Origin of the sequence: Paenibacillus sp. FSL K6-1330 (assembly GCF_037976825.1) — a bacterium.
Taxonomy (GTDB): Bacteria; Bacillota; Bacilli; order Paenibacillales; family Paenibacillaceae; genus Paenibacillus_AQ.
This window is the reverse complement of sequence record NZ_CP150269.1, coordinates 783539-803219: the sequence shown is the minus strand read 5'-3', so window position 1 is coordinate 803219 and position 19681 is coordinate 783539. Positions and strand designations below refer to the sequence as shown.

General features: G+C 51.6%; 19 protein-coding genes. 5 read left to right on the top strand and 14 right to left on the bottom strand.

From position 1 onward, the window contains the following. Positions 1-296: 296 nt before the first annotated feature. From NYE54_RS03525 to ssuE, 5 genes are all read right to left on the bottom strand, one after another. Positions 297-1715 carry an MDR family MFS transporter gene (locus tag NYE54_RS03525; RefSeq protein WP_339270070.1) on the bottom strand — a complete coding sequence of 473 codons (1419 nt, stop codon included), beginning with the start codon at positions 1713-1715 and terminating at the stop codon, positions 297-299. 82 nt (positions 1716-1797) lie between these two features. Then, positions 1798-2223 carry a MarR family transcriptional regulator gene (locus NYE54_RS03520; RefSeq protein WP_237566273.1) on the bottom strand — a complete coding sequence of 142 codons (426 nt, stop codon included), beginning with the start codon at positions 2221-2223 and terminating at the stop codon, positions 1798-1800. Positions 2224-2534: 311 nt separating this feature from the next. Then, a complete protein-coding gene (locus NYE54_RS03515) occupies positions 2535-3278 on the bottom strand; it encodes an AAA family ATPase (RefSeq protein WP_339270067.1) in 744 nt (247 codons plus the stop codon). Positions 3279-3565: 287 nt separating this feature from the next. Next, the gene (locus NYE54_RS03510; RefSeq protein ID WP_339270065.1) at positions 3566-4156 is read right to left on the bottom strand and encodes an AAA family ATPase; all 591 of its coding nucleotides are present in this window, start codon (positions 4154-4156) and stop codon (positions 3566-3568) included. Between the two features lie 60 nt (positions 4157-4216). After that, complete coding sequence (gene ssuE, locus NYE54_RS03505) at positions 4217-4762, bottom strand: NADPH-dependent FMN reductase (RefSeq protein WP_339270063.1); 546 nt, start codon at positions 4760-4762, stop codon at positions 4217-4219. A 539-nt stretch (positions 4763-5301) separates the two neighbouring features. On the opposite strand from ssuE, the gene NYE54_RS03500 reads away from it, so the two are divergent. Both NYE54_RS03500 and NYE54_RS03495 read left to right on the top strand, forming a co-directional pair. Beyond that, positions 5302-6210, top strand: coding sequence for an SDR family oxidoreductase (locus tag NYE54_RS03500; protein ID WP_339270061.1), 909 nt, complete (start codon positions 5302-5304; stop codon positions 6208-6210). Positions 6211-6266: 56 nt separating this feature from the next. Further along, entirely contained in the window at positions 6267-6722 is a 456-nt protein-coding gene (locus NYE54_RS03495) for a hypothetical protein (RefSeq protein WP_076322252.1), read from the top strand. A 67-nt stretch (positions 6723-6789) separates the two neighbouring features. Here NYE54_RS03495 and NYE54_RS03490 read toward each other — a convergent pair whose 3' ends face one another. After that, complete coding sequence (locus NYE54_RS03490) at positions 6790-8532, bottom strand: NAD(P)H-hydrate dehydratase (protein ID WP_339270058.1); 1743 nt, start codon at positions 8530-8532, stop codon at positions 6790-6792. A gap of 66 nt (positions 8533-8598) precedes the next feature. After that, positions 8599-9231: an NAD(P)-dependent oxidoreductase gene (locus NYE54_RS03485; RefSeq protein WP_076322255.1), complete on the bottom strand. Its 633-nt coding sequence runs from the start codon at positions 9229-9231 to the stop codon at positions 8599-8601. A 365-nt stretch (positions 9232-9596) separates the two neighbouring features. On the opposite strand from NYE54_RS03485, the gene NYE54_RS03480 reads away from it, so the two are divergent. Then, complete coding sequence (locus NYE54_RS03480; protein ID WP_339270055.1) at positions 9597-10487, top strand: hypothetical protein; 891 nt, start codon at positions 9597-9599, stop codon at positions 10485-10487. Between the two features lie 391 nt (positions 10488-10878). On the opposite strand, the gene NYE54_RS03475 is transcribed toward NYE54_RS03480, so the two are convergent. Both NYE54_RS03475 and NYE54_RS03470 read right to left on the bottom strand, forming a co-directional pair. After that, complete coding sequence (locus NYE54_RS03475; protein WP_339270053.1) at positions 10879-11631, bottom strand: MerR family transcriptional regulator; 753 nt, start codon at positions 11629-11631, stop codon at positions 10879-10881. Positions 11632-11652: 21 nt separating this feature from the next. Further along, the gene (locus NYE54_RS03470) at positions 11653-12636 is read right to left on the bottom strand and encodes an alpha/beta hydrolase (RefSeq protein WP_339270051.1); all 984 of its coding nucleotides are present in this window, start codon (positions 12634-12636) and stop codon (positions 11653-11655) included. A gap of 149 nt (positions 12637-12785) precedes the next feature. Between NYE54_RS03470 and NYE54_RS03465 the strand changes: the two genes are divergently transcribed. After that, positions 12786-13697 (top strand): hypothetical protein, encoded by a 912-nt coding sequence (locus tag NYE54_RS03465; RefSeq protein ID WP_339270049.1) that lies wholly within the window; start codon positions 12786-12788, stop codon positions 13695-13697. Between the two features lie 299 nt (positions 13698-13996). Here NYE54_RS03465 and NYE54_RS03460 read toward each other — a convergent pair whose 3' ends face one another. The 4 genes from NYE54_RS03460 to NYE54_RS03445 all read right to left on the bottom strand — a co-directional run bounded on the left by NYE54_RS03460 (position 13997) and on the right by NYE54_RS03445 (position 17203). After that, a complete protein-coding gene (locus tag NYE54_RS03460; RefSeq protein ID WP_339270048.1) occupies positions 13997-14218 on the bottom strand; it encodes a YezD family protein in 222 nt (73 codons plus the stop codon). 144 nt (positions 14219-14362) lie between these two features. Continuing rightward, on the bottom strand, positions 14363-15226 hold the full coding sequence (gene cysW / locus NYE54_RS03455) for a sulfate ABC transporter permease subunit CysW (RefSeq protein WP_339270046.1): 864 nt from the start codon (positions 15224-15226) through the stop codon (positions 14363-14365). A gap of 13 nt (positions 15227-15239) precedes the next feature. Then, entirely contained in the window at positions 15240-16088 is an 849-nt protein-coding gene (cysT, locus tag NYE54_RS03450) for a sulfate ABC transporter permease subunit CysT (RefSeq protein ID WP_339270044.1), read from the bottom strand. Positions 16089-16126: 38 nt separating this feature from the next. Then, positions 16127-17203, bottom strand: coding sequence for a sulfate ABC transporter substrate-binding protein (locus tag NYE54_RS03445; protein WP_076322263.1), 1077 nt, complete (start codon positions 17201-17203; stop codon positions 16127-16129). A gap of 360 nt (positions 17204-17563) precedes the next feature. On the opposite strand from NYE54_RS03445, the gene sleB reads away from it, so the two are divergent. Further along, positions 17564-18223: a spore cortex-lytic enzyme gene (gene sleB, locus NYE54_RS03440; RefSeq protein ID WP_339270041.1), complete on the top strand. Its 660-nt coding sequence runs from the start codon at positions 17564-17566 to the stop codon at positions 18221-18223. A 174-nt stretch (positions 18224-18397) separates the two neighbouring features. On the opposite strand, the gene NYE54_RS03435 is transcribed toward sleB, so the two are convergent. Then, positions 18398-19471 (bottom strand): lactonase family protein, encoded by a 1074-nt coding sequence (locus tag NYE54_RS03435; protein WP_339270039.1) that lies wholly within the window; start codon positions 19469-19471, stop codon positions 18398-18400. Positions 19472-19681: the final 210 nt, after the last annotated feature.

Here is a 19681-nt window from a genome sequence, read left to right as displayed (position 1 = left end):
CCTGCACATTCGTATACTTCACCCTACCACAGACCGCGAATTCAATAAAAGAACAGCATTGTCATAATTCGTCCAATCCATTGACGGGTGTATAGCAAAAAAAGAGAGCAGCCCTTCAGCTGCCCTCTCATCGGTTAACGTCCTATTTGACTATAACTTGAGGTTGTGCATGACGCCAATGATGCAGTTCAACCAACCCCGTTCAATCGCTTGATACCTTTCGAGTTACCCTGTCTTGCGCTAAGCTTCAACAGCCCGAAGGATCATCTTCTCCAGCATGGCCGATGAACGCTGGGTCAGAGGGCGACAGGGTGGACCGATTTTTTCTTTTTGACCCGTAACAAAAATGTAAGAGGTACGGCAATAACAGCCACCATCGTTCCGATCATAAACACATCATCAATGCCCATCGTTGTTGCGGCACGCTGGGTCCAAGCCCCCGCTCCCATGTAATAGGATGTTCTGGATACCACCAGTGCGCTGAATATGCCGATCGATAATGAAGCAAGCCCTTGTCGTGCCCAGTTCGTGATGGACGATGCGTGACCTGAATATTCGCTGGACACCGCACTCATCGCTGCGTTCGTTAACGGCATATTGCATAAAGCAATGCCAAGGCAGCGAACCAGCTGCAGTAAGGAAATGTACATAACCGAGGTGTTGGTGCCGATTCCGCTGAAAGCGAGCGTGGCCGCCACAATGATGAGAACTCCCGTGATCACCAGCCGGAATGGGCCGATCCGATCATAAAATTTACCGATAAGCGGCGACGCTGCTGCCATGACAATCGCGCCCGGCAGCATGATCAGGCCGGTATCCATCGGGGACAGCTTCAGCACAGTCTGCAAATAGAGCGGCACCAGCAAGGTTCCCGTATACAGGGATATTGTCACGATGCAGTTCAGGATCAAGCTGTACCGGAATCGGGGGAATTTGAATACTTTAAGCTGCAATAACGGGGATGAAATCCGCAGCTCCCACTTAACGAAGAACAGCAGCAGTAAGACTCCGGAGATCAGTAGAGACAGGGTCTTCCAGGATCCCCAACCCCAGTCGTTACCATGGCTGAAGGAAAGCAGCAAAAGAGAACTGCCTGCCACCACTGTCAAGAATCCGAGGAAATCAAACGATTTCTTCCCGGTCAGTCGGTAAAAAGGAATGAATTTGCTTACGATGACAATCGAGATCAGGCCGATCGGAATATTTAGAATGAAAATCGATTTCCAGCCAAAATATTGCACCAGCCATCCGCCAAGTGTCGGCCCAATCACCGGTGCCAGCATGGAGGCCAGGCTCCATAGCCCCATGGCATAGGCTTGCCGTTCCCGGGGAAATACCTGGTAGATGATCGTCATCGTAATCGGGATAATCATCCCGCCGAACACACCTTGCGTAATCCGGAACGCAATCAAGGTCTCGATATTCCAGGCTACGACGCATAATAGCGACGAGAGTGTAAAACCCATCAATGCCAGGACAAACAGCCTCTTATAACTAAGCTGGTCCCCCATGTAGCCTACGATGGGAGCCACAATTCCCGTGGCGAGCAGGTACCCGGCCATCAGCCATTGGGTGGTGCTCAGCGTGGCATCGAACTGCTCCATCACGACCGGAAAGGCCACGTTGATGGTGGTGATGCTGAGCACCGCCAGAAAGTTACCGAAAAAGATAGCGCTCATAATAAGCCAAAATGAAGATTTATCTTGTGTATTCACATGAAGCCTCCTAAACAAAGTAACCCCGCCCGGATCTGATTAACAGAGCTGGAGGCGGGATTCGAAGAGTACAGTCCTAGGGTTATGGAAATAATTTTTTGCCAAGCAATCGCAGTAAAATATACAGGTTATCCGCCTCATCCTCATCCAGCTGCTTGAAGGATTCCATGACGGCATAATCCCCCTCGCTGCGCGCATCGAGCACAAGCTGCCGGCCTTCTGCCGTAAGATTGACATAATGGCTTCGTCCATCACTGGGATTGGGCGTTCGAACCACCAATCCTCGTTGTCCCAGAGCGTCCACCAAATACGTGATTGTTGCAGCCTTAAGCTCCATATGCTCAGCCAACCGGTTGGGAAGCAGCGGACCCTGCTGCTCGATCAAACTTAAAATCTTATATTGATTCATCGTTAAATCGTTCTTTCTCAAGTGATTCAAAAAAGATACGACGCGATGCCTCGTCATTTTATCCGATAACTCACGGTACATATCCATGAGTCTCTCCACGCTTGCTTCTCTTCCGTTCTCCAGAGCATTTCACCTCGATCTTATTTTAGTTCAATGATTCTAACTTGTAAACACCATTTTCATGTTTTCATTTCCGGATTCCCTGCTTAATTCATGATTTATCGTTGAATTACTTAGATGTTTCAAAGTTTATTACAAGGAATTCTGCTGCTTTAATCCATAAAGAAAAAACCTTTCAAAAACCTCCCCTCAAGGTAGTCCTTCAAAATGATTCACCTAATCTAAATCCTCCGTTATACAAAAAAGAGTCCCGGTAAGCAGCATATGCCTTCGGAACCCTTATATTATGGCTAATCCTCATCGTCTGCAAACAATTCATGAAGCATCGCTTCCCGGCGATTCACAAATTCCTTCGTAATCATGTAATGATCCGTTTCCTCCAAGCTCGACTCTTCCACCCCTTCGGAAGTCAGCTTGTAGATGACGGAATCCGGATAGGCCATAACAATCGGCGAATGCGTGGAAATAATAAACTGCGAGTCTTCCTGGACCAGGTCATGGATGCGTCTGAGCAGCGCCATTTGGCGAAACGGGGACAACGCCGCTTCCGGCTCGTCCATGATATAAAGCCCCTTGCCGCCGAAGCGGTGCAGAAACGTCGCAAAGAAGGATTCCCCATGGGATTGATGATGCAGCGACTTTCCGCCATAGGACTGCCAAAGCCCCAGCGAATCGACCTCGGAGGCCACATTATAATAGCTTTCCGCCCTGAAAAAGAAGCCGTCCCGCGGCTTCCGGACTCCTCGAACCGTACGGATATATTGATACAGCACAGAATGCGTCTCCGCCGTAGAAAAAGAGAAATTGATGGTGCCTCCTTCCGGATTAAACCCGAGGGCCGCGGCAATCGCCTCCAGCAGCGTGGATTTGCCCATACCATTCTCGCCCACGATATAAGTGACCTTCGGATGAAAATGGAGCCCGTCCAAAGCCGCAACAGCCGGCAAATTAAAAGGATATTCATGAAATGACGGGACACGGTCCCTCATTAACACAACGCTTCGCAGATAGGCAAGCATAGCAGCGTTATCCAAGCGCTTTCCCTCCTTGATTGTGAAGCCTGTAATTACTAGTCTACTATATATCATTCCAGCATTGGTTCCAATTAGGACCAGAGCTCCTATATCTGAGCATAAGCATAGGACGTTTCCCTGAAGATTGAATACGAGCAGCCTGTTTGTGCCTACGCGTAAACAGAAGGGCATTCCCTGGAGTTGTTTGTTGCCTCATCGATACTCAAAAAATGCGCCATCACAGGGCTCATTGGCACCTGGCATGACGCACTTTTTTATACGATATCGAATGCTGTTGCTCCGATATGCTATTCGCTTACGATAAATTGATAGAGCTCCTCGACCTTCTCTTCCGTCAGATCGCCACTGTTATCGAATACCTTAATGGACGTCTGAGGAATGTCCCAGTTCACTTCCGGAACGAAATCGACGCGCTTCTTGAAGTCGTCCCAATGATCCAGTTTCCACTGATCCCGCTCGGTCTGTCGGTCAACGATCCGTTCCTTCTGCAAATCCATGTCTTTGAGGGCGACCACGATGACCTTCACGTCAACGTCGCTCTTTGTTAATCCAGCCGATGCGATGACTTCTTCAATCCATTCGCGATTCTTGAGCTCGGCGGTAAACGGAGAAATCATAAAGACATTTTGTCCGGCACCCAGGTTCTCGATGCAAATGTCCTTGGTCGTGTCATATTCCAGATCACGCAGGTTCTCTTTATAAAAGGAAGAGTCGCGATCGTTCGGATCCAGTCCGTTACTTTCCAGGAATTTTTCAACAAAGCGTCCCCCCACCGTATCGCGATCGAGAAATGCAGCCGGTATACGGACTGCAAGCTTCTTGGCTACGGTTGTCTTGCCTGTACCGGCCACGCCGACAAAAAACACTAGCTTTTGCAAATGGTATCCCTCCATATGATCTCTATCGGTTTTATATCCCTGTCGTTCACTCGGGCATTCTTAAACACGTTCTGCCCGGTAACGGGTTTCTTCAATTAACTCCTCCATTGCGGAGGCCAAACGTTCCTGAAGCACTTCCGCTACATCGAATCCGCCATCTTCAGTACGTGCCACTTGGGCATCCACCGCGTACACGCCTCCTAGAATATGACGGGCTCCGATCGAAGAAAGCACGGGCTTAAGCGAATAATCAATCGCCAGCAGATGCGCGAGACTGCCGCCGATGAACATCGGAAGCACGATTTTGCCGGCCAATCCTTTTTGCGGAATCAGGTCTAAAAATGTTTTCAGAACGCCCGTAAACGAAGCTTTATAAACCGGACTTGCCACAATCACTGCATCAGCCTCGGCCACAAGCCCGTTCGCTTTGACAATATGTTCACTCTCAAACTTGGTATGAATCAAATCCTCAGGCGGGAGCCCGGCCACATCGATCCGGCTAACCTCGAAATTCGCAGCAGTCAATGCCTGCTCCGCATACTCCATAATCGCATTCAATCGGGATCCGGCTGTGGGACTCCCATTAATAATAACAGCTTTCGCCATAATCATTCACCTCGGCTTATCTTATAGTGTCGCCATCCATTCATACGATCGCTATGTAAGATCCTCTCGACTTAAAGTCAGACGGCCATAGCCAACATTTCAGAAAAGGAGGACTTTACAAAGAACCGCAAAGTCTTCCATAAGCAGTCGCTCTTAAATCCGACGTTTACCAATATAAATCAGAGCAAATTTGTCAGAATTAATATCATCGTATCAATGTGTCCGCGCTTTTGTCAATGCAGCAGCACCGGCAATTGAACCTTGGCATTTCGCGAACCACTACGCTCATTTCCTCCCCAAACTTCCTGGGTAATGTGATGATCCCGTTCATATACTTCATAGCGATGCAGCGAAAGCGGCGCTGGATCGCTATTCCGCGATCAATTCCTCGCCACTCTTCTTCATCCATTCCCAAAAGCGCGGACACGTAAAAGCACGACCTTTCACCTATTCTGTTCACAAACGGCACCCCGGACTAGGCGAATGCATAGAGATAAAGCATCGACGTTCAACGATAACAACCTAAAAGGAGGAATGAAATGAATCCCCATCAACCCATTCCCTACGTTGGCTCCAAAACAGAATGCAAGGAACAGCCCCTCGCTTTCCCTCCACAGCATCAAAACTGCCAGCCGGGCCTCGAGTGTCTAATGTCTCCGCGTCCGATCAGCGAAGATCCCGCGTATCGGGGCAGCGGTAAACTGGATGGCAAAATCGCTATTGTGACTGGGGGAGACAGCGGTATCGGCAAAGCGGCCGCCATTGCCTTCGCCAAGGAAGGTGCCGATCTGGTCATCCCATACTTATATGAGACTTCGGATGCGGAGGTGACGAAACAACGGATTGAATCGTTCGGCAGACGATGCCTCTTAATGAAGATTGATCTGCGATACAAAAAAAACTGCGAAGCCGTGGTTAACGAAACGATAGCCTGCTTCGGCAAGCTGGATGTTCTCGTGAACAACCATGGCGTCCAGTATGTGCAGCGCAGCATCTTGGACATCACGGAAGAACAGCTCCATCACACCTATCAAACGAATATCTTTCCCTTCTTCTTCATGATCCAGGCCGCGCTGCCCCACATGAAATCCGGGGCGTCGATCATCAACACGGCCTCCATTACCGCCTATGACGGTTTAAAGGAGCTCATCGACTATTCCTCAACCAAAGGCGCCATTGTTTCCCTTACCCGATCCCTGGCCCTTTCGCTGGTCGATCAAGGCATCCGCGTCAATTCCGTCGCTCCCGGCTCAGTCTGGACGCCGCTCATCCCATCCAGCTTCTCCGCTGAAGAGGTCGCCGTATTCGGAACGAAATCACCGATGAAGCGGGCCGCACAGCCCTACGAGCTGGCACCCGCCTATGTTTACCTGGCGTCATCCATCTGCTCATCTTTTGTCACGGGTCAGGCTATTCACGTCAACGGAGGGCAGATGGTAACCAGCTAGCATGGATGTCGCAAGCATCTGAGAATTCTATGAATAACGAGCAGAGGATGTGTACAATGAACACCGAAATTCCCAAACGGTCTGCCCGGATGGACATGGGGTTTTATGCATTAAACAAGCTCGCCAGTGCCGGCATCGTTGTGCTGCTGCTGAGCCTGCTTGATTGGGTGTGGCCTTCCAGCGCTGATCAAGCTTCGGAATGGTTAGGCCTCTATATGCCGCAAGAGCACTGGGTATACGGTTACGCGCTGACCGCGTCTCTTGCAGCGGATGCCATTCTCTCGTTCCTGCCTTCCCTGCATAAGGGTAAACAAGCCGCCGTGTACGGAGCGGTCGGTTTTCTGTTCTTCGCCTTATCCACAGGCGGGAATCCGGAGCAGCTCTGGCTTCGCGCAGCAGCGGGAGCCTTGACACTGCTGCTCTTCTTGTGGGGAAAGCATACGTTCTCCAGCAATTCTCTGGCCACCCCGTTCTTTGCCTTGGCCGTTCCCCTCTTGTGCTGGGTGATCTGATTCAAGTGCCCATAGCTTTCTTCCATGCAAAAAGGGCCCTCCGAGGGCCCTTCCCTTGTTCTTCGCTTCAAAGTGCTGCGATGACATCCCCGGCGATGACCGAGGCAGGATGTCCCCGGTGCCGCGCGGCTCGCTCGCCGGCACGGCCGTGCAGCCACACGCCAAGCGCGGCTGCAGACGGACCGGCATATCCTTGCGCCAGCAGGCTGGCAATGATGCCGGTCAGCACGTCCCCGGTGCCTCCGGTCGCCATGCCGGAGGTGCCGGTTGGGTTGATGTAGGCTTGTCCGTCCGGCGAAGCCACGACGGTATGCGCCCCCTTGAGCACGAGGGTAACCCCGTGCTCGGTCGCAAACCCTGCGGCGGCACCGATCCGGTCCTGCTGCAGCTCGGCGGTAGGGATATCCAGCATCCGGGACATCTCCCCCGGATGTGGGGTCAGCACCGTTGCCGCACCGCGCGGCTCCCAGGCGCTGAAATCACCGGCTGCGGACAGCATATTCAGCGCATCGGCATCCACCACTAGCGGCCCTTCCCATTCTTCCCACAAACGGCGGAGCCACCTGGCATCTCCGTCAAAGCGGCCAAGCCCCGGACCTACGGCCAGCACATCGCGGGTTTTGGCGAGTTCCAGCACCCGTTCCGCAGAGGCCTCATTCCAGTAGCCACCGCTCTCTTCGCCTGTGGCGGGTGCGAGCATCACCTCGGGTGCAGCTCCGCTCAGCGGCAGCACCAGGCTTGCAGGGAGCGCCCAGGTCACCAGGCCGCAGCCCGCGCGAAGCGCTGCCCGGGAAGCGAGCAGGCCTGCGCCGCTCATCGTACGGCTTCCCCCTACGGTCAGGACGTGACCGTAGGTGCCCTTATGCCCGTCCGGCGAGCGGTAGCGGGACACGTCCGCGCCCAACTCGGTCCGAAGCACATGCGGGGTGAGCAGATGCGTGCTGACGCCCTGCTCCCGGCACAGCGATGCCGGAATGCCGATGGAGCGGACCACCACCCGGCCTGCCGCTTCGGCGCCGGGGTACTGCACCAGGCCTCGCTTCAAGAAGGCGAGGCATACCGTCACCGCGGCCGAGATGCACGGCTCGTGCCGCGCGCCGGTATCGGCGTCCAGTCCGCTCGGAATATCCGCGGACACAATTGGCAGGCCGCTGTCATTGGCGGCCTGGATCAGCGCGGCGTAAGCGCCGCGGGGCGCGCCGGTCGCGCCCGTGCCGAGCAGCGCGTCCACGATGCCGGTGTACGCGCCGTAGTCCACGGCTTCACGGCCGTGGACCAGAGCCGGGATGCCGAGCGCTGCCGCGGCATCCCGCTGCACCGCCGCCTCGCCGGTAAGCGCGGACGGCTCGGCGGCATAGAGCAGCGTGACGCGTATGCCGGCGTCACGCAAATGCCGAGCGGCGACCACCCCGTCGCCGCCGTTATTGCCCTTGCCCACCAGAATGAGCCAGTGCTGCTGCGCCGCGAGCGCGGTGGGCAATCGAGCCTCTCCGTCGATGACAGGCGACGGGCGGCTCATCACCAGAGCATGATCATTCCCGGTAGGAGCCTCCGCCACTTCCGAATGCTCCGGTAATGAGAGCCGTTCTTGCCACCCATCATCCCGTATGAATGACCGAGACTTTCCTGCGGTCACAGCACCTGCAGTGTAAAGGGAGCAGCTCACTCTATCACGCTCTAGGCACAGCTTCAGAACTTCCTCGGCAATCGCCTTACCCGCATTCTCCATCAGCGCAATCGCCGGAATACCAATTCGATGAATCGTATGGTTGTCGAGTGCCCTCATCTGTTCAGACGTTACAACATACATCCAAGCTCCCCCCTTTGCTTCGATATATCCTACACAAACGTTCCGTCGACTCAGGATGTCCCTCTATTAATAAGCAACAGTAAAACGGGACTGAATAAACTGCGGATCATCCAGCTCGTCGATCACGGCTACCGCGAAATCTTCAACCGAAATTCGGCTGCTTCCACTATCATCGGTCACCAGGCGATCCATGCCGATCCGGAACTGTCCGGTGCGTTTCCCCGGCTCGATGATCGCCGCCGGACTGACATACGTCCATTCCAGATCGCTTTCCTTATACAGGTCGTAAGCATCCGCATGCGCACGGGCAAGCGGCCTGATCTCCTCCGGAAATTCCGGGGTGTCCATAAGCGGTACGCCGCTATCGGCAATCAAGCTGCCAGCACCGCCAACGATCAATAGACGGGTAACGCCGCCGCGTCTCGTTCCCTCTACAATCGTGCGTGCGGCTGCAACGAGCTCCTCTTCCTGGCCGAACTTCGGACCAAAAGCGCTAATGACAGCATCATGCCCTTGAATCGCCTCTTCTAATGATGAAGGGTCCATGACATCCGCTTTGACTTTCTTTAATCGTTCATGCTCTGAATCCAATCGATCCGGATTACGCAATACCGCCATGACTTCGTGCCCCCGGCGCAGCGCTTCCTCCGTAATTCGTCTCCCGATCGTTCCGCTTGCTCCAATTAATGCTACCTTCATGTTCATCGCTCCTTCGCTTAGAAATTATACTATATCACCCCTGGTGATGAATGGCTCTTTACTGAATCTTAAGTAGTATTATAAACACCTAGTGCCAACTATAGCCGTTCCGGGCTGTCGCACCTCCTATTTACTTATCCCCTTACAGACCTCTTCAAACTCCACTCGTTCATTTTTCCTCAAAACAATAGATCTTTAGACCTATGTATCACAATATTATTTTCACCGATAGAATACATAGATGCATTTTTATGAATGTATATATATTGCATAATGACTTAATTCGCATTACTAAGGTCGTGTGTTTGCTGGAATTTGTCGTTTTTCTATGACGTTATCGTAATGTAAAGGAGATTATCCATACAATGAAAATAAAATACGTCCACTTGCTGGCCCTCTGTCTCGCAAGCAGTCTACTGCTAAGCAGCTTCTCCCTTCAGCCTGATGCGGCTGCAGCCGAATCCCGCCAGAAGGCAACCTGGTTCTGGGATACCCCGCAGATTCAAGATTCGGCTGATGACATTCTGAATTTCGCCACCAGTCAAGGCGTCAATGTGCTCTATCTGCAGATGAACCGTGATGTTCGGCCCGAATATTATCGCAGCTTTATCCGCCAAGCAGGTGAACAGGGGATCGAGGTTCATGCCCTTGGCGGCGCGCCTAACTGGGCGCTGGAAACGGAGCGTCATCGATTAGAAACTTTCATTCAATGGACCGCTGCATATCAGGCTTCCGCTGCTCCGAATGAGCGCTTCACCGGCATTCATGTCGATATCGAACCACATGTGCTGGCCGAGTGGAAAACAAACCAGCCCTCCTTGGTAAAGCAATGGCAAGCGAGCGTCCGCTATCTGGTCCATGAAGCGCACACAATGAATCTACCCATCGGTTCTGACATGACATTCTGGCTGCATGGCTACCAGCTGCCGGATCAGTCGATGTCGATCAGTCGGTGGATGATCCAGCAGTTCGACCAGGTTGTCATTATGGCCTATCGTGATCAGGCAGATAACATTTACAGCGTCGCTGCTGCCGAGCTTAAGGAAGCCGATGAACTTGGCAAGGAAGCCCTGATTGCCGTAGAGACCAAATCGAGCAATGAGGGAGCTTATATTACCTTTTTTGAGGAAGGCACGTCCTATATGGAAGAGCAGTTGTCCAAAGTATGTATCAAAGCGGAGAAGCACCCTTCGTTCTCCGGGTTCGCCATTCATGACTACAGGTACTGGAAGGCATTACATGACTCCGATCGATAACATCGCGATTATTTCATAATAGGAATAAAAAAGATGGCGTTTCAAGAGGGTGTTTCCTCTGGCGCCATCTTTATATTTTTAGATGAAGGAACTCATCCTCTCCACCCGGGTAAAGGCCTGATCGCTCTTAAACCGTCAACATGAGAAGCAGTACATAACCGACCGTCAATTTCGCGCGTTGCAGCGGCGCTTTTTTTACCTGCACTTCCATCACCCCGGCCCCTCCCTCTCTTTCGATGCTACCGTCTTATTCATATACTATATGCGGCTCGGTCTCTTATGTTGCCTTGAGGAAAAATTGTTTGCCAAGAAAAAAACGATTAGCCGTGTAAACAGTAGAATACGATTTAAGCTTCCTGCATAGGAAGCAGAACCCGAGCTGTAATGCAGCTCATTCACGATCAGGATAGCGCTTCAAGACGTCCTGCAAATATTGTTCTGCTTCCATTACAAGCTGACGCTCTCCAGCGTTCCATTGATCCCGATTTCTATCGACCGCTAAGAAGGCAGCATGAATCTGTTCATCGCCATGTGTCACACGTTGAACCATCCGATGCCATTCTTGGGCCAAGGTCCTGGTTAAACGGGACTCGACGGGAACGTTTGAGGCCTTATAAGCTGCAGCTTGCAGCGATATTTTTCGGAACGTATTGTAAAAATCCAATGCCGCCTGCTCAGAGTTAAATACTTTTTGAAATAGCCGCGAGTCTTCCTCCGAAAATTCGTATTCTTTCCAAGCCGACATATCGACCTCATTCAACGAACGCATGAGATGGGCTAACAGCTCCCAGGGTACGTTGTACCCTTCTTTCATCATTTCCTTTGCGACATGCAATCCGTCAAGCTTGGCTTGAATGCTCTCTTTCTGTGAATAAAGGACTGACTCCTGATAATCTAAAATGGTCTCGATATCCTGCTCCCCCGTGCCCACGATCAATTGTTCTTTGATCTTGCTTAAAGAGAAACCGATGGCTCTATAGAACATAATCTGTTCAAGTACATACAGCTGCTTATCATAATATACTCTATGTCCCAGCTCATCTCGCTCCGCCTTAAGAATTCCTTCATTATCGTAATACTGAATGGTTCGCGGAGTTATTCCCGACAATTGACTGATTTCTTTTACGGAATATTTTCTTCCCATGAACCCATCCCTTCCCGTCCCTTACTCGATTTTTGCTAAAAAAGCTTCTATCGTTTCCAGTAACTCTTTAGGGTATTCCCCGTTAATTGCATGCGAGGCATCTTCAAATACGACCATCTCGCTATTAGGGTCTTTCAGGGAATCCATCCCCGTTTGATACGACTTTTCAGCATGGTGCATCGTCGATTGTCCAGCTAAAATACCGAGCACCGGTATCGTCAGCTCAGCTAATCGTTCAGGCTTGATGGCTTCCGGCATGGGCAGCTTGCTCTTGAATGTCCGCATACCGGTTTCGATTAATTTGGCGGTCGGGTCGCTGTCATCAACTTCAGCCCCGCCGGATATATAGCTGAGCATTTTCTCCCGGATCGGTTTGGGCACCATGGGCACAGACGCCGGAATGGATACCAGTATCATTTTCAGTGGAATGGGGCCAAACACATAGACAGGGTCCAGCAATATGAGCGATTGAATCTTCTCAGGATGCTTGAGCGCCACATTTGCCGCACTCCACCCGCCGAACGACAGCCCTAACAGGTGGATCTCTGATTCCGGCAGCTGATCCAGCACTTGCCCTAACCATGCTGCTTGGTCCGCAGCAGTTTCAATCCGTCTGGTTTCTGTGCTTAAACCCGGCTCTCCTATCAAATCAAGGGTATATACAGGCCGGTGTTCTAAAAAACCGCTTAGATTGGCCTCCCACATGGGTGTAGCAGATCCTTTTCCGGGAAGCAGTAACAAGGGTGTTTTATACGGTGTATCGCTCTCCCGGAACTTGTAGAGCTGCACCACGCCAAAATCGGTATTAACCTTAATCGATTCAACCGGTTCTGGTAAGTGATTCATCGCCTCATCATAAGCCACCGCATATTCCTTCTGCCCATCCTCTGTAATAAAACCGCTTAACGACCCCTCATCTCTGAATAGAAAGCCTATTACCGTCAGTATAGCTAGTATCGCAATGAGAATGCTACCTAAGATCACCCATCCTTTTTTTCGTTTCACTTCAATCCCCTCCTAAGATGACTATAGGATATGACGTAACGTTATACGCAACCCCCTATGCTCTCCCTAGCTGCCTGTTACCGAATCGGCTTGAAATCCCTCCCTTGTTGTGCAATAGTGAAAGGTAGAATATTGAAGGAGGGGTCCGCTTGTCCCTTACGGAATGGATGGTTGATATCTTGGGCTCACTGGACACGCTCGTGGCCGTGCTTCTTGCCACTGCAATATTTTCGGGCCTGTACATATACAGTGCATCCCGGCTATTGGGTGCACGGAAGGATTCACTCGCTCGCATTCGTCAATCCTTGACGATTTATACCAGACTGGCCGGACCACTGGGAACCCTCATCAATCGACCGACCCGAACGGCTGTCCCCGACGACCTGTTGATCCGGCTTCTGCAGGAATGCAAATCCGCTGACCTGTTGACGCGGGAGCTCCACGAACAGATTGATACCTTTCTTAGCGATCGTGATGAATCCAGATTAACAACGCTTCACAAGCTGCTGGACCGCGAGATCAACAGACTTATGAAGGAGCGCGACGAACTGGTTGGGCGGCTCGAGAAACCCGGTTGGGGTATGGGATTGTGGCTGCTCTTGAAACCTGCCGTACCTGCCCTTTCACTGGGTGCCGCGATCCTATGGACGACGATTCTCGTCCAGGAACTAAGGCAATCCCCTGCCTGGACAAACCCCGAGGTATGGTGCTTATGGCTCTCCAACATGATTGCCACAATCTCCTTCTACCGACTATTGATGGATTCCAGAAGAAGAACGCATGGTGTGATCTATACCATACTGCATCTGCTGATTGTAGCTTCAGCCCTGTTTAATCTGATCTGGAACGAGGCCTCACCATACGTTTTGGCTACCCAATGCTTGCTGTATCTGGCGGGTTTCCGGGTTACAGCCACCCGTAAGCGCCGTGAACGGCCCTATGCCGGACACCCGGAACTAATGGAACAATTCCTTCATCCTACGGGAGAGAGTGCCCCTCTTAATGAGACGGGAGGTTCCTGCGATCCAGAGATCACTAACAGCCCTCTGCGATCCAGATAAGGTAACAACGACATGAATATTACGAGATACAGCCCGTGCCGAATTCAACGGCCGGGCTGTTATTATATCTTCGCAATCCTTGTGCGGCAGGCAGTCATTACCCGATATTACGCTCTTACCTACCACAATCCTGGATCCCTGGGTTCATACAAAAAAAAGAATTCCCGTATGATTACCGAAGCACACTCCTATAGTCTACATCGGTTAACACTCAGGGTGTTCCCCAAAGGCTACTGGGTAAAGTGTGCTTATGGCATCTAAGGGAATTCTTCTCTCGGTACTCGATAACCCTTTAGGGATCATCTTGCATTCGTTCTTCGTTGTTGGCCGGCTGCCCGGGACGGTCCTGACGTCTTGACCGCTCCGGAGGCCGTATTCTCGAAACGCTTGCGCTCCGTTCGTTCCATCTGAACGATTTGACCCTCATGCACTACAATTTGCAGCGAACCGAATTCCATGTCGTTCAGCAGGCTGGCTATGCGTTCGAGCCACATTTCATCCACTTTTAAAGGTTTAGCCATGGATACGCCTCCTCACCGGGCAAAGCCCAAATATATTACTCATCCCCACAAGTCGAAGTGACATTTTACCTGCACGCGTGCATTATTCATTCTTTTCCAACCTACATAGTATGAATTAACATTAGCATGGGTTGGAAACCACTGTCAATGGGCATTTTTTCGCGTAAACCAATTTTTCAGCAGCAGGGTTACGACGGCTAATAACAGCAATAATGAGGCCACCGCGAACGATGCCGAAAACTGATACTCATTGTACAAAATTTCGACATGAAGGGGCAGCGTATTGGTCTCGCCGCGGATATGGCCGGATACAACGGACACGGCCCCAAACTCGCCCATGGCTCTGGCGTTACACAATATGATGCCGTACAATAACCCCCACTTAATATTGGGCAGGGTGACCCTCCAGAATATTTGCCAGCCCTTGGCGCCCAGCGTTACTGCCGCCTCCTCTTCCTCCGTCCCTTGGTCTTCCATCAGCGGGATCAGTTCCTTTGCCACAAAGGGAAACGTGACAAATAATGTAGCCAGAACAATGCCGGGCACGGCAAAAATAATCTTGATATCATGGCTTTCAAGCCAAGGGCCAAACCATCCCTGCCGCCCGAAGATCAGCACGAAGATTAAACCTCCGATCACAGGAGATACCGCAAACGGCAGATCCAGCAGCGTAATCAACAGATTTTTGCCTTTAAATCGAAACTTCGTTATGGTCCATGCTGCAATAACGCCGAATATCGAATTCAGCGGTACTGCAATTGCCGCCACCAGTAAAGTCAGCTGAAGCGCAGAAAGAGCATCAGGATCGGATAAGGCGGCTACATAGACCTCCCAGCCCTTCTTAAGCGCCTCGGACATCACCGTAATCAGAGGCAGCACAATAAGCCACAGCAGCACAAGCCCAGCCAAGCTTATGAATGTCCATTTCACCCACGGCTTCTCCGCTGCCGCCGGAGAGGACGGCGTGTTTCGTTTCGCTGCAGGAACGGCAGGTACAGTTCCAGCCATTAGTATCCCCTCCTTAACGGGCGGTTTTTCGTGTCCAATGTTGTAGTATATTGATGCCAAGCAGCAGTGCGAAAGAGATGAGCAGCAAGATCAAGGCAACCGCCGTCGCGCCGGCATAATCAAACTGCTCCAGCTTCGTCATGATTAACAGCGGCGCAATCTCCGTCTTCATCGGCATATTCCCCGATATGAAAACCACGGAGCCATATTCACCGATGCCCCTGGCAAAAGCAAGCGCAAATCCGGTCAGCAGCGGCGGAATCAAGGTCGGCAGAATGATGGTGCAAAACGTGCGCCATCGGCGTGCCCCGAGCGTTGCAGCCGCCTCTTCCGTATCCCGCTCCGCGTCCTCCAGCACCGGCTGTACCGTCCGCACAACGAACGGTATGCCGATGAACATGAGGGCCAGCGTGATGCCTAAGGGAGAAAATGCCGCCTTGATCCCCAGCGGCTCCAGCAGCGATCCAATCCAGCCGTTAGCGGAATAGATCGCGGTTAAAGCCACCCCCGCTACTGCCGTTGGCAGGGCGAAGGGCAAATCGATCAGGGCATCCCACAATTTTTTGCCGGGGAAATCATACCGCACCAGCACCCAAGCCAGCAGCAGCCCCAATATCGTATCCGCGAATGCGGCCAGCGCCGCTGTCGTCAGACTAACCCGGTAGGAGGCCAGTACCCTCGGATCGGTTGCAACCGACCAGAACTTCTCCCAGGTTAGTCCGGTTTGATTGAGAAGCAGCGCCGACAGCGGCACGAGCACAACCAAGCTCATATAAAGGACGGTCAGTCCCATGCCGATTCCAAAACCCGGGAGTACGCTGCGATTGTTTCTGCTTTGCTTCTGTACGGGGAGTACTGCCATATCCACTCATCCTTTCCTGCCTTCGGCGGTTATGCCGATCAGCTGCCTGGCACGTAAATCTGATTAAAGATGCCGCCGTCATTGAAATGCTTCGTTTGTGTCTCTTCCCATGTTCCAAACACATCCTTGAGCGTAAACAACTCGATAGCCGGGAATTTCTCCTTGTACTTGTCAGCCACGCTGGCAAGCGTTGGACGGTAGTAGTTCTCAGCCGCAATCGTCTGCCCCTCTTCACTGTAGAGATATTGCAGGTAGGCTTCCGCTACCTCGCGGGTCCCACGTTTGTCAACGTTCTTATCCACGACGGCAACCGGAGGCTCCGCCAAAATACTGACGGACGGATTCACGATCTCGAATTTGTCGGGTCCCAGCTCGTTAATCGAGAGATAAGCTTCATTCTCCCAAGCCAACAGCACGTCCCCGATTCCGCGCTCTACAAAAGTGGTTGTCGCACCGCGGGCTCCGCTGTCCAGCACCGGTACGTGGGTGAACAGCTCTTTCACAAATTCCTGTGCCTTCGCTTCATCGTTATTGTTAACCTTGAGTGCGTACCCCCACGCCGCCAGGTAGTTCCACCGAGCACCGCCGGAGGTCTGTGGGTTCGGCGTGATCACCTCCACGCCCTCCTTGATCAGGTCCGGCCAATCCTTGATGCCTTTCGGGTTGCCTTTGCGGACGAGGAAAACGATGGTTGAGGTATAAGGCGCACTGTTATGCTCAAACTTGCTCTCCCAGCCTTCATTGATCAATCCGGCCTGACGGATCGCATCGATATCGTATCCGAGGGCCAGTGTCACCACATCCGCCTCCAAACCGTCGATAACCGAACGGCTTTGCTTGCCTGAACCCCCGTGCGATTGCTTAAATGTTACTTTCTGGCCTTGTTCCTTCTCCCAATGCGCCGCGAATGCTTTATTGTATTGGTCATATAACTCTCGGGTCGGATCGTAAGAAACATTGAGCAGTTCCACGCTCGGCTTGCTTGAACCCGAAGCAGGCGCGTCTCCATTGGCGGTTGCGACTGTCTCTGTTTTCTCTGCACCGCAAGCTGTAAGTGCCGCCGTCAGCATCACTGTTAATCCGATGAGAACCCCTTGCTTCAACACCTTTTTCATATGGATCACTCCCCCTATTATTCTCTACTAAACAGGCCGTATGGCAAAAAAAGACGGAGGAAAGCTCATCAGAACAGAGTCAAGCCGGTTTGCAACCGTGCCTGCTCTTAGTCTTCGAGCGTTCCTCCGTCGATACGGTGAGAACAATACATTATAATTCCTACCTGTTTAGTATGTTATGTTGCTATTGTAATAAGTCCCTCTCCTGCTGTCAAACCTTTTTTCAAAAAATTTCAAGTTTAGGACCACACGGACCATAGAACCATTTTTGGTGCAACGAACGCAGTCACGACGCGGACTTCCATTTACTGATGGTTGTATGAACCCGCTTCCAACCTTATAATTCTACCCCAAAGGGAGTTGATCACCATAACAAAGCCAAATCGAAAAATAATTTCTGCTCTTTTCCTTAGTATTCTTCTGTTCATGCCTGTATTTGCCCAAACGACGGAGGCAGCTCCGGTGTTAAAGCCTGGCAATGAAAACGGGGATGTCTGGGAGCTTCAATATCGCCTGAAAACGCTGGACTTCTACACGCAGCCGCTGGATGGCAAATATGGCGCAAACACGAAAACAGCCGTTACCCGTTTCCAAAAAGAATACGGTGTGCCAGCCGATGGAGTTACCGGCGCACAAACCTGGAGACAGCTGAAAAAATATACGTTAAATCAATCCGAAATGGATGTCATGGCCAGAGTCATTTATAGCGAAGCCCGCGGTGAGCCTTACAAAGGACAAGTTGCCGTCGGGGCTGTTGTCATGAACCGCATTCAATCCAGCGAATTTCCGAATGATATTCGGGGCGTCGTCTTTCAAAAAGGGGCCTTTACAGCCGTAGATGACGGACAATACTGGTTGACTCCGAACCGGGCTGCCTATCTTGCCGCATTGGATGCCGTTCGCGGCTGGGATCCGACTTATGAATCCCTTTATTATTTCAATCCGAAAACAGCAACCAGCCAATGGATCTGGTCCAGACCGCAAGTGCTGCAGATCGGCAATCATATCTTTGCGCATTAATGATTCATGGAATGAATCTTTAAACCAATGAATTCCTATAACCTTGCAGCCAGCTTCCTCGCTAGTTGGAGATTGAACACCGCGTTCTAGTCAGTGCTACCGGCAGAACGCTTAACAAAAGAAGCAGCTCAAGTCCCATTTTCGGGTCTTCGAGCTGCTTCTTCTTTATATACGTTAACGTTTATTAGCTTTCGCCTTCTCCACGGGACAGATGCATACCGGGCGCGTCACTTCTAGTGTATAACCCGTAGAAACCAGGTTGCCCGTGTCCGGATCGATCCGATAACTTGCGATCAAACCATTGTCCTGATTCGCCGTCAGCAGGAAGCCGTCCGGCATGATATTGAAGTGGCGCGGCGTTTTACCACCGGAAGACACCCAGTTGACGGCACGGAGCATACCGGTCTCCTGGTCGATTACATATTGAACGATGCTGTCATGGCCCCGGTTGGAGGCGTACAGATAACGCCCGCATGGAGATACCAGCAGATGGGCAGATGTGTTGTTATCCATCACGACGTCTTCTGGTAAGGTCGATATATGCTGCAATATTTTCAAATCCCCAAATGTTCCATCGTTTGCATATGCCGTTACCGTACTGTTCAGTTCATTCGTGCCATACACCCACTTGCCTGATGGATGAAAAGACACATGCCTCGGGCCCGAGCCTGGCGGCAAACTGATCTCGCGGTGGGTCACCAGCTTGCCTTCCTCCAGCCGATACAGGTTCACATCATCCATGCCCAGGTCACTGACCACGATATACTTGCTGACGGGGTCTTCAAATATTGAATGCGGATGAGCTTCGGATTGACGGTCATCGTGAAGGCCGCGTCCGCTGTGCTTGATCTTGGAGGCCAGCTCTCCAACCCGGCCGTCTTCTTCTAATGCCAGCACCGATATATGTCCATCACTATACCCTGTCGTAAGCAGATACTTCCCGTCCGATGTACGGGATACATGACATGCACCGGACGAGCCGGTAGACTGAACGTTCAGCAGCGTTAATTCACCGGTGACCAGATTGGCCGAATAAGCCGACACATCGCTTTCGCCCTTCTCGCTCGCTGCATACAATACAGAGATCGAATCATCGAAATCCAGATAGGTAGGGTTTTCTATTCCAGCCGTACCACCTAAGATACGCAGCTCGCCCGTACCTCGATCCATCGCCCCCCAATGAATTCGATTCTCTTCCTCCGAACCATAGGTTCCTATGTAAAATATCAGTTCCTGTCCTGCTGTCATGTGATCCACTCCTTTGTCTAATGAATGATCCGGTGAACCGGTCTAATTCTTATTATGTATTACCCATCAGGGCTCCGCGCTTACCGCCTTTTTTCAATTCGATCCGGCAAGCCGTCCCGCGTTGCTCTACCAATTATTACTCATAAAGAAATGTATTGCTAGCATTGGTTTTATCATGTACGATTACCACAATTACCACTCTATTCTATC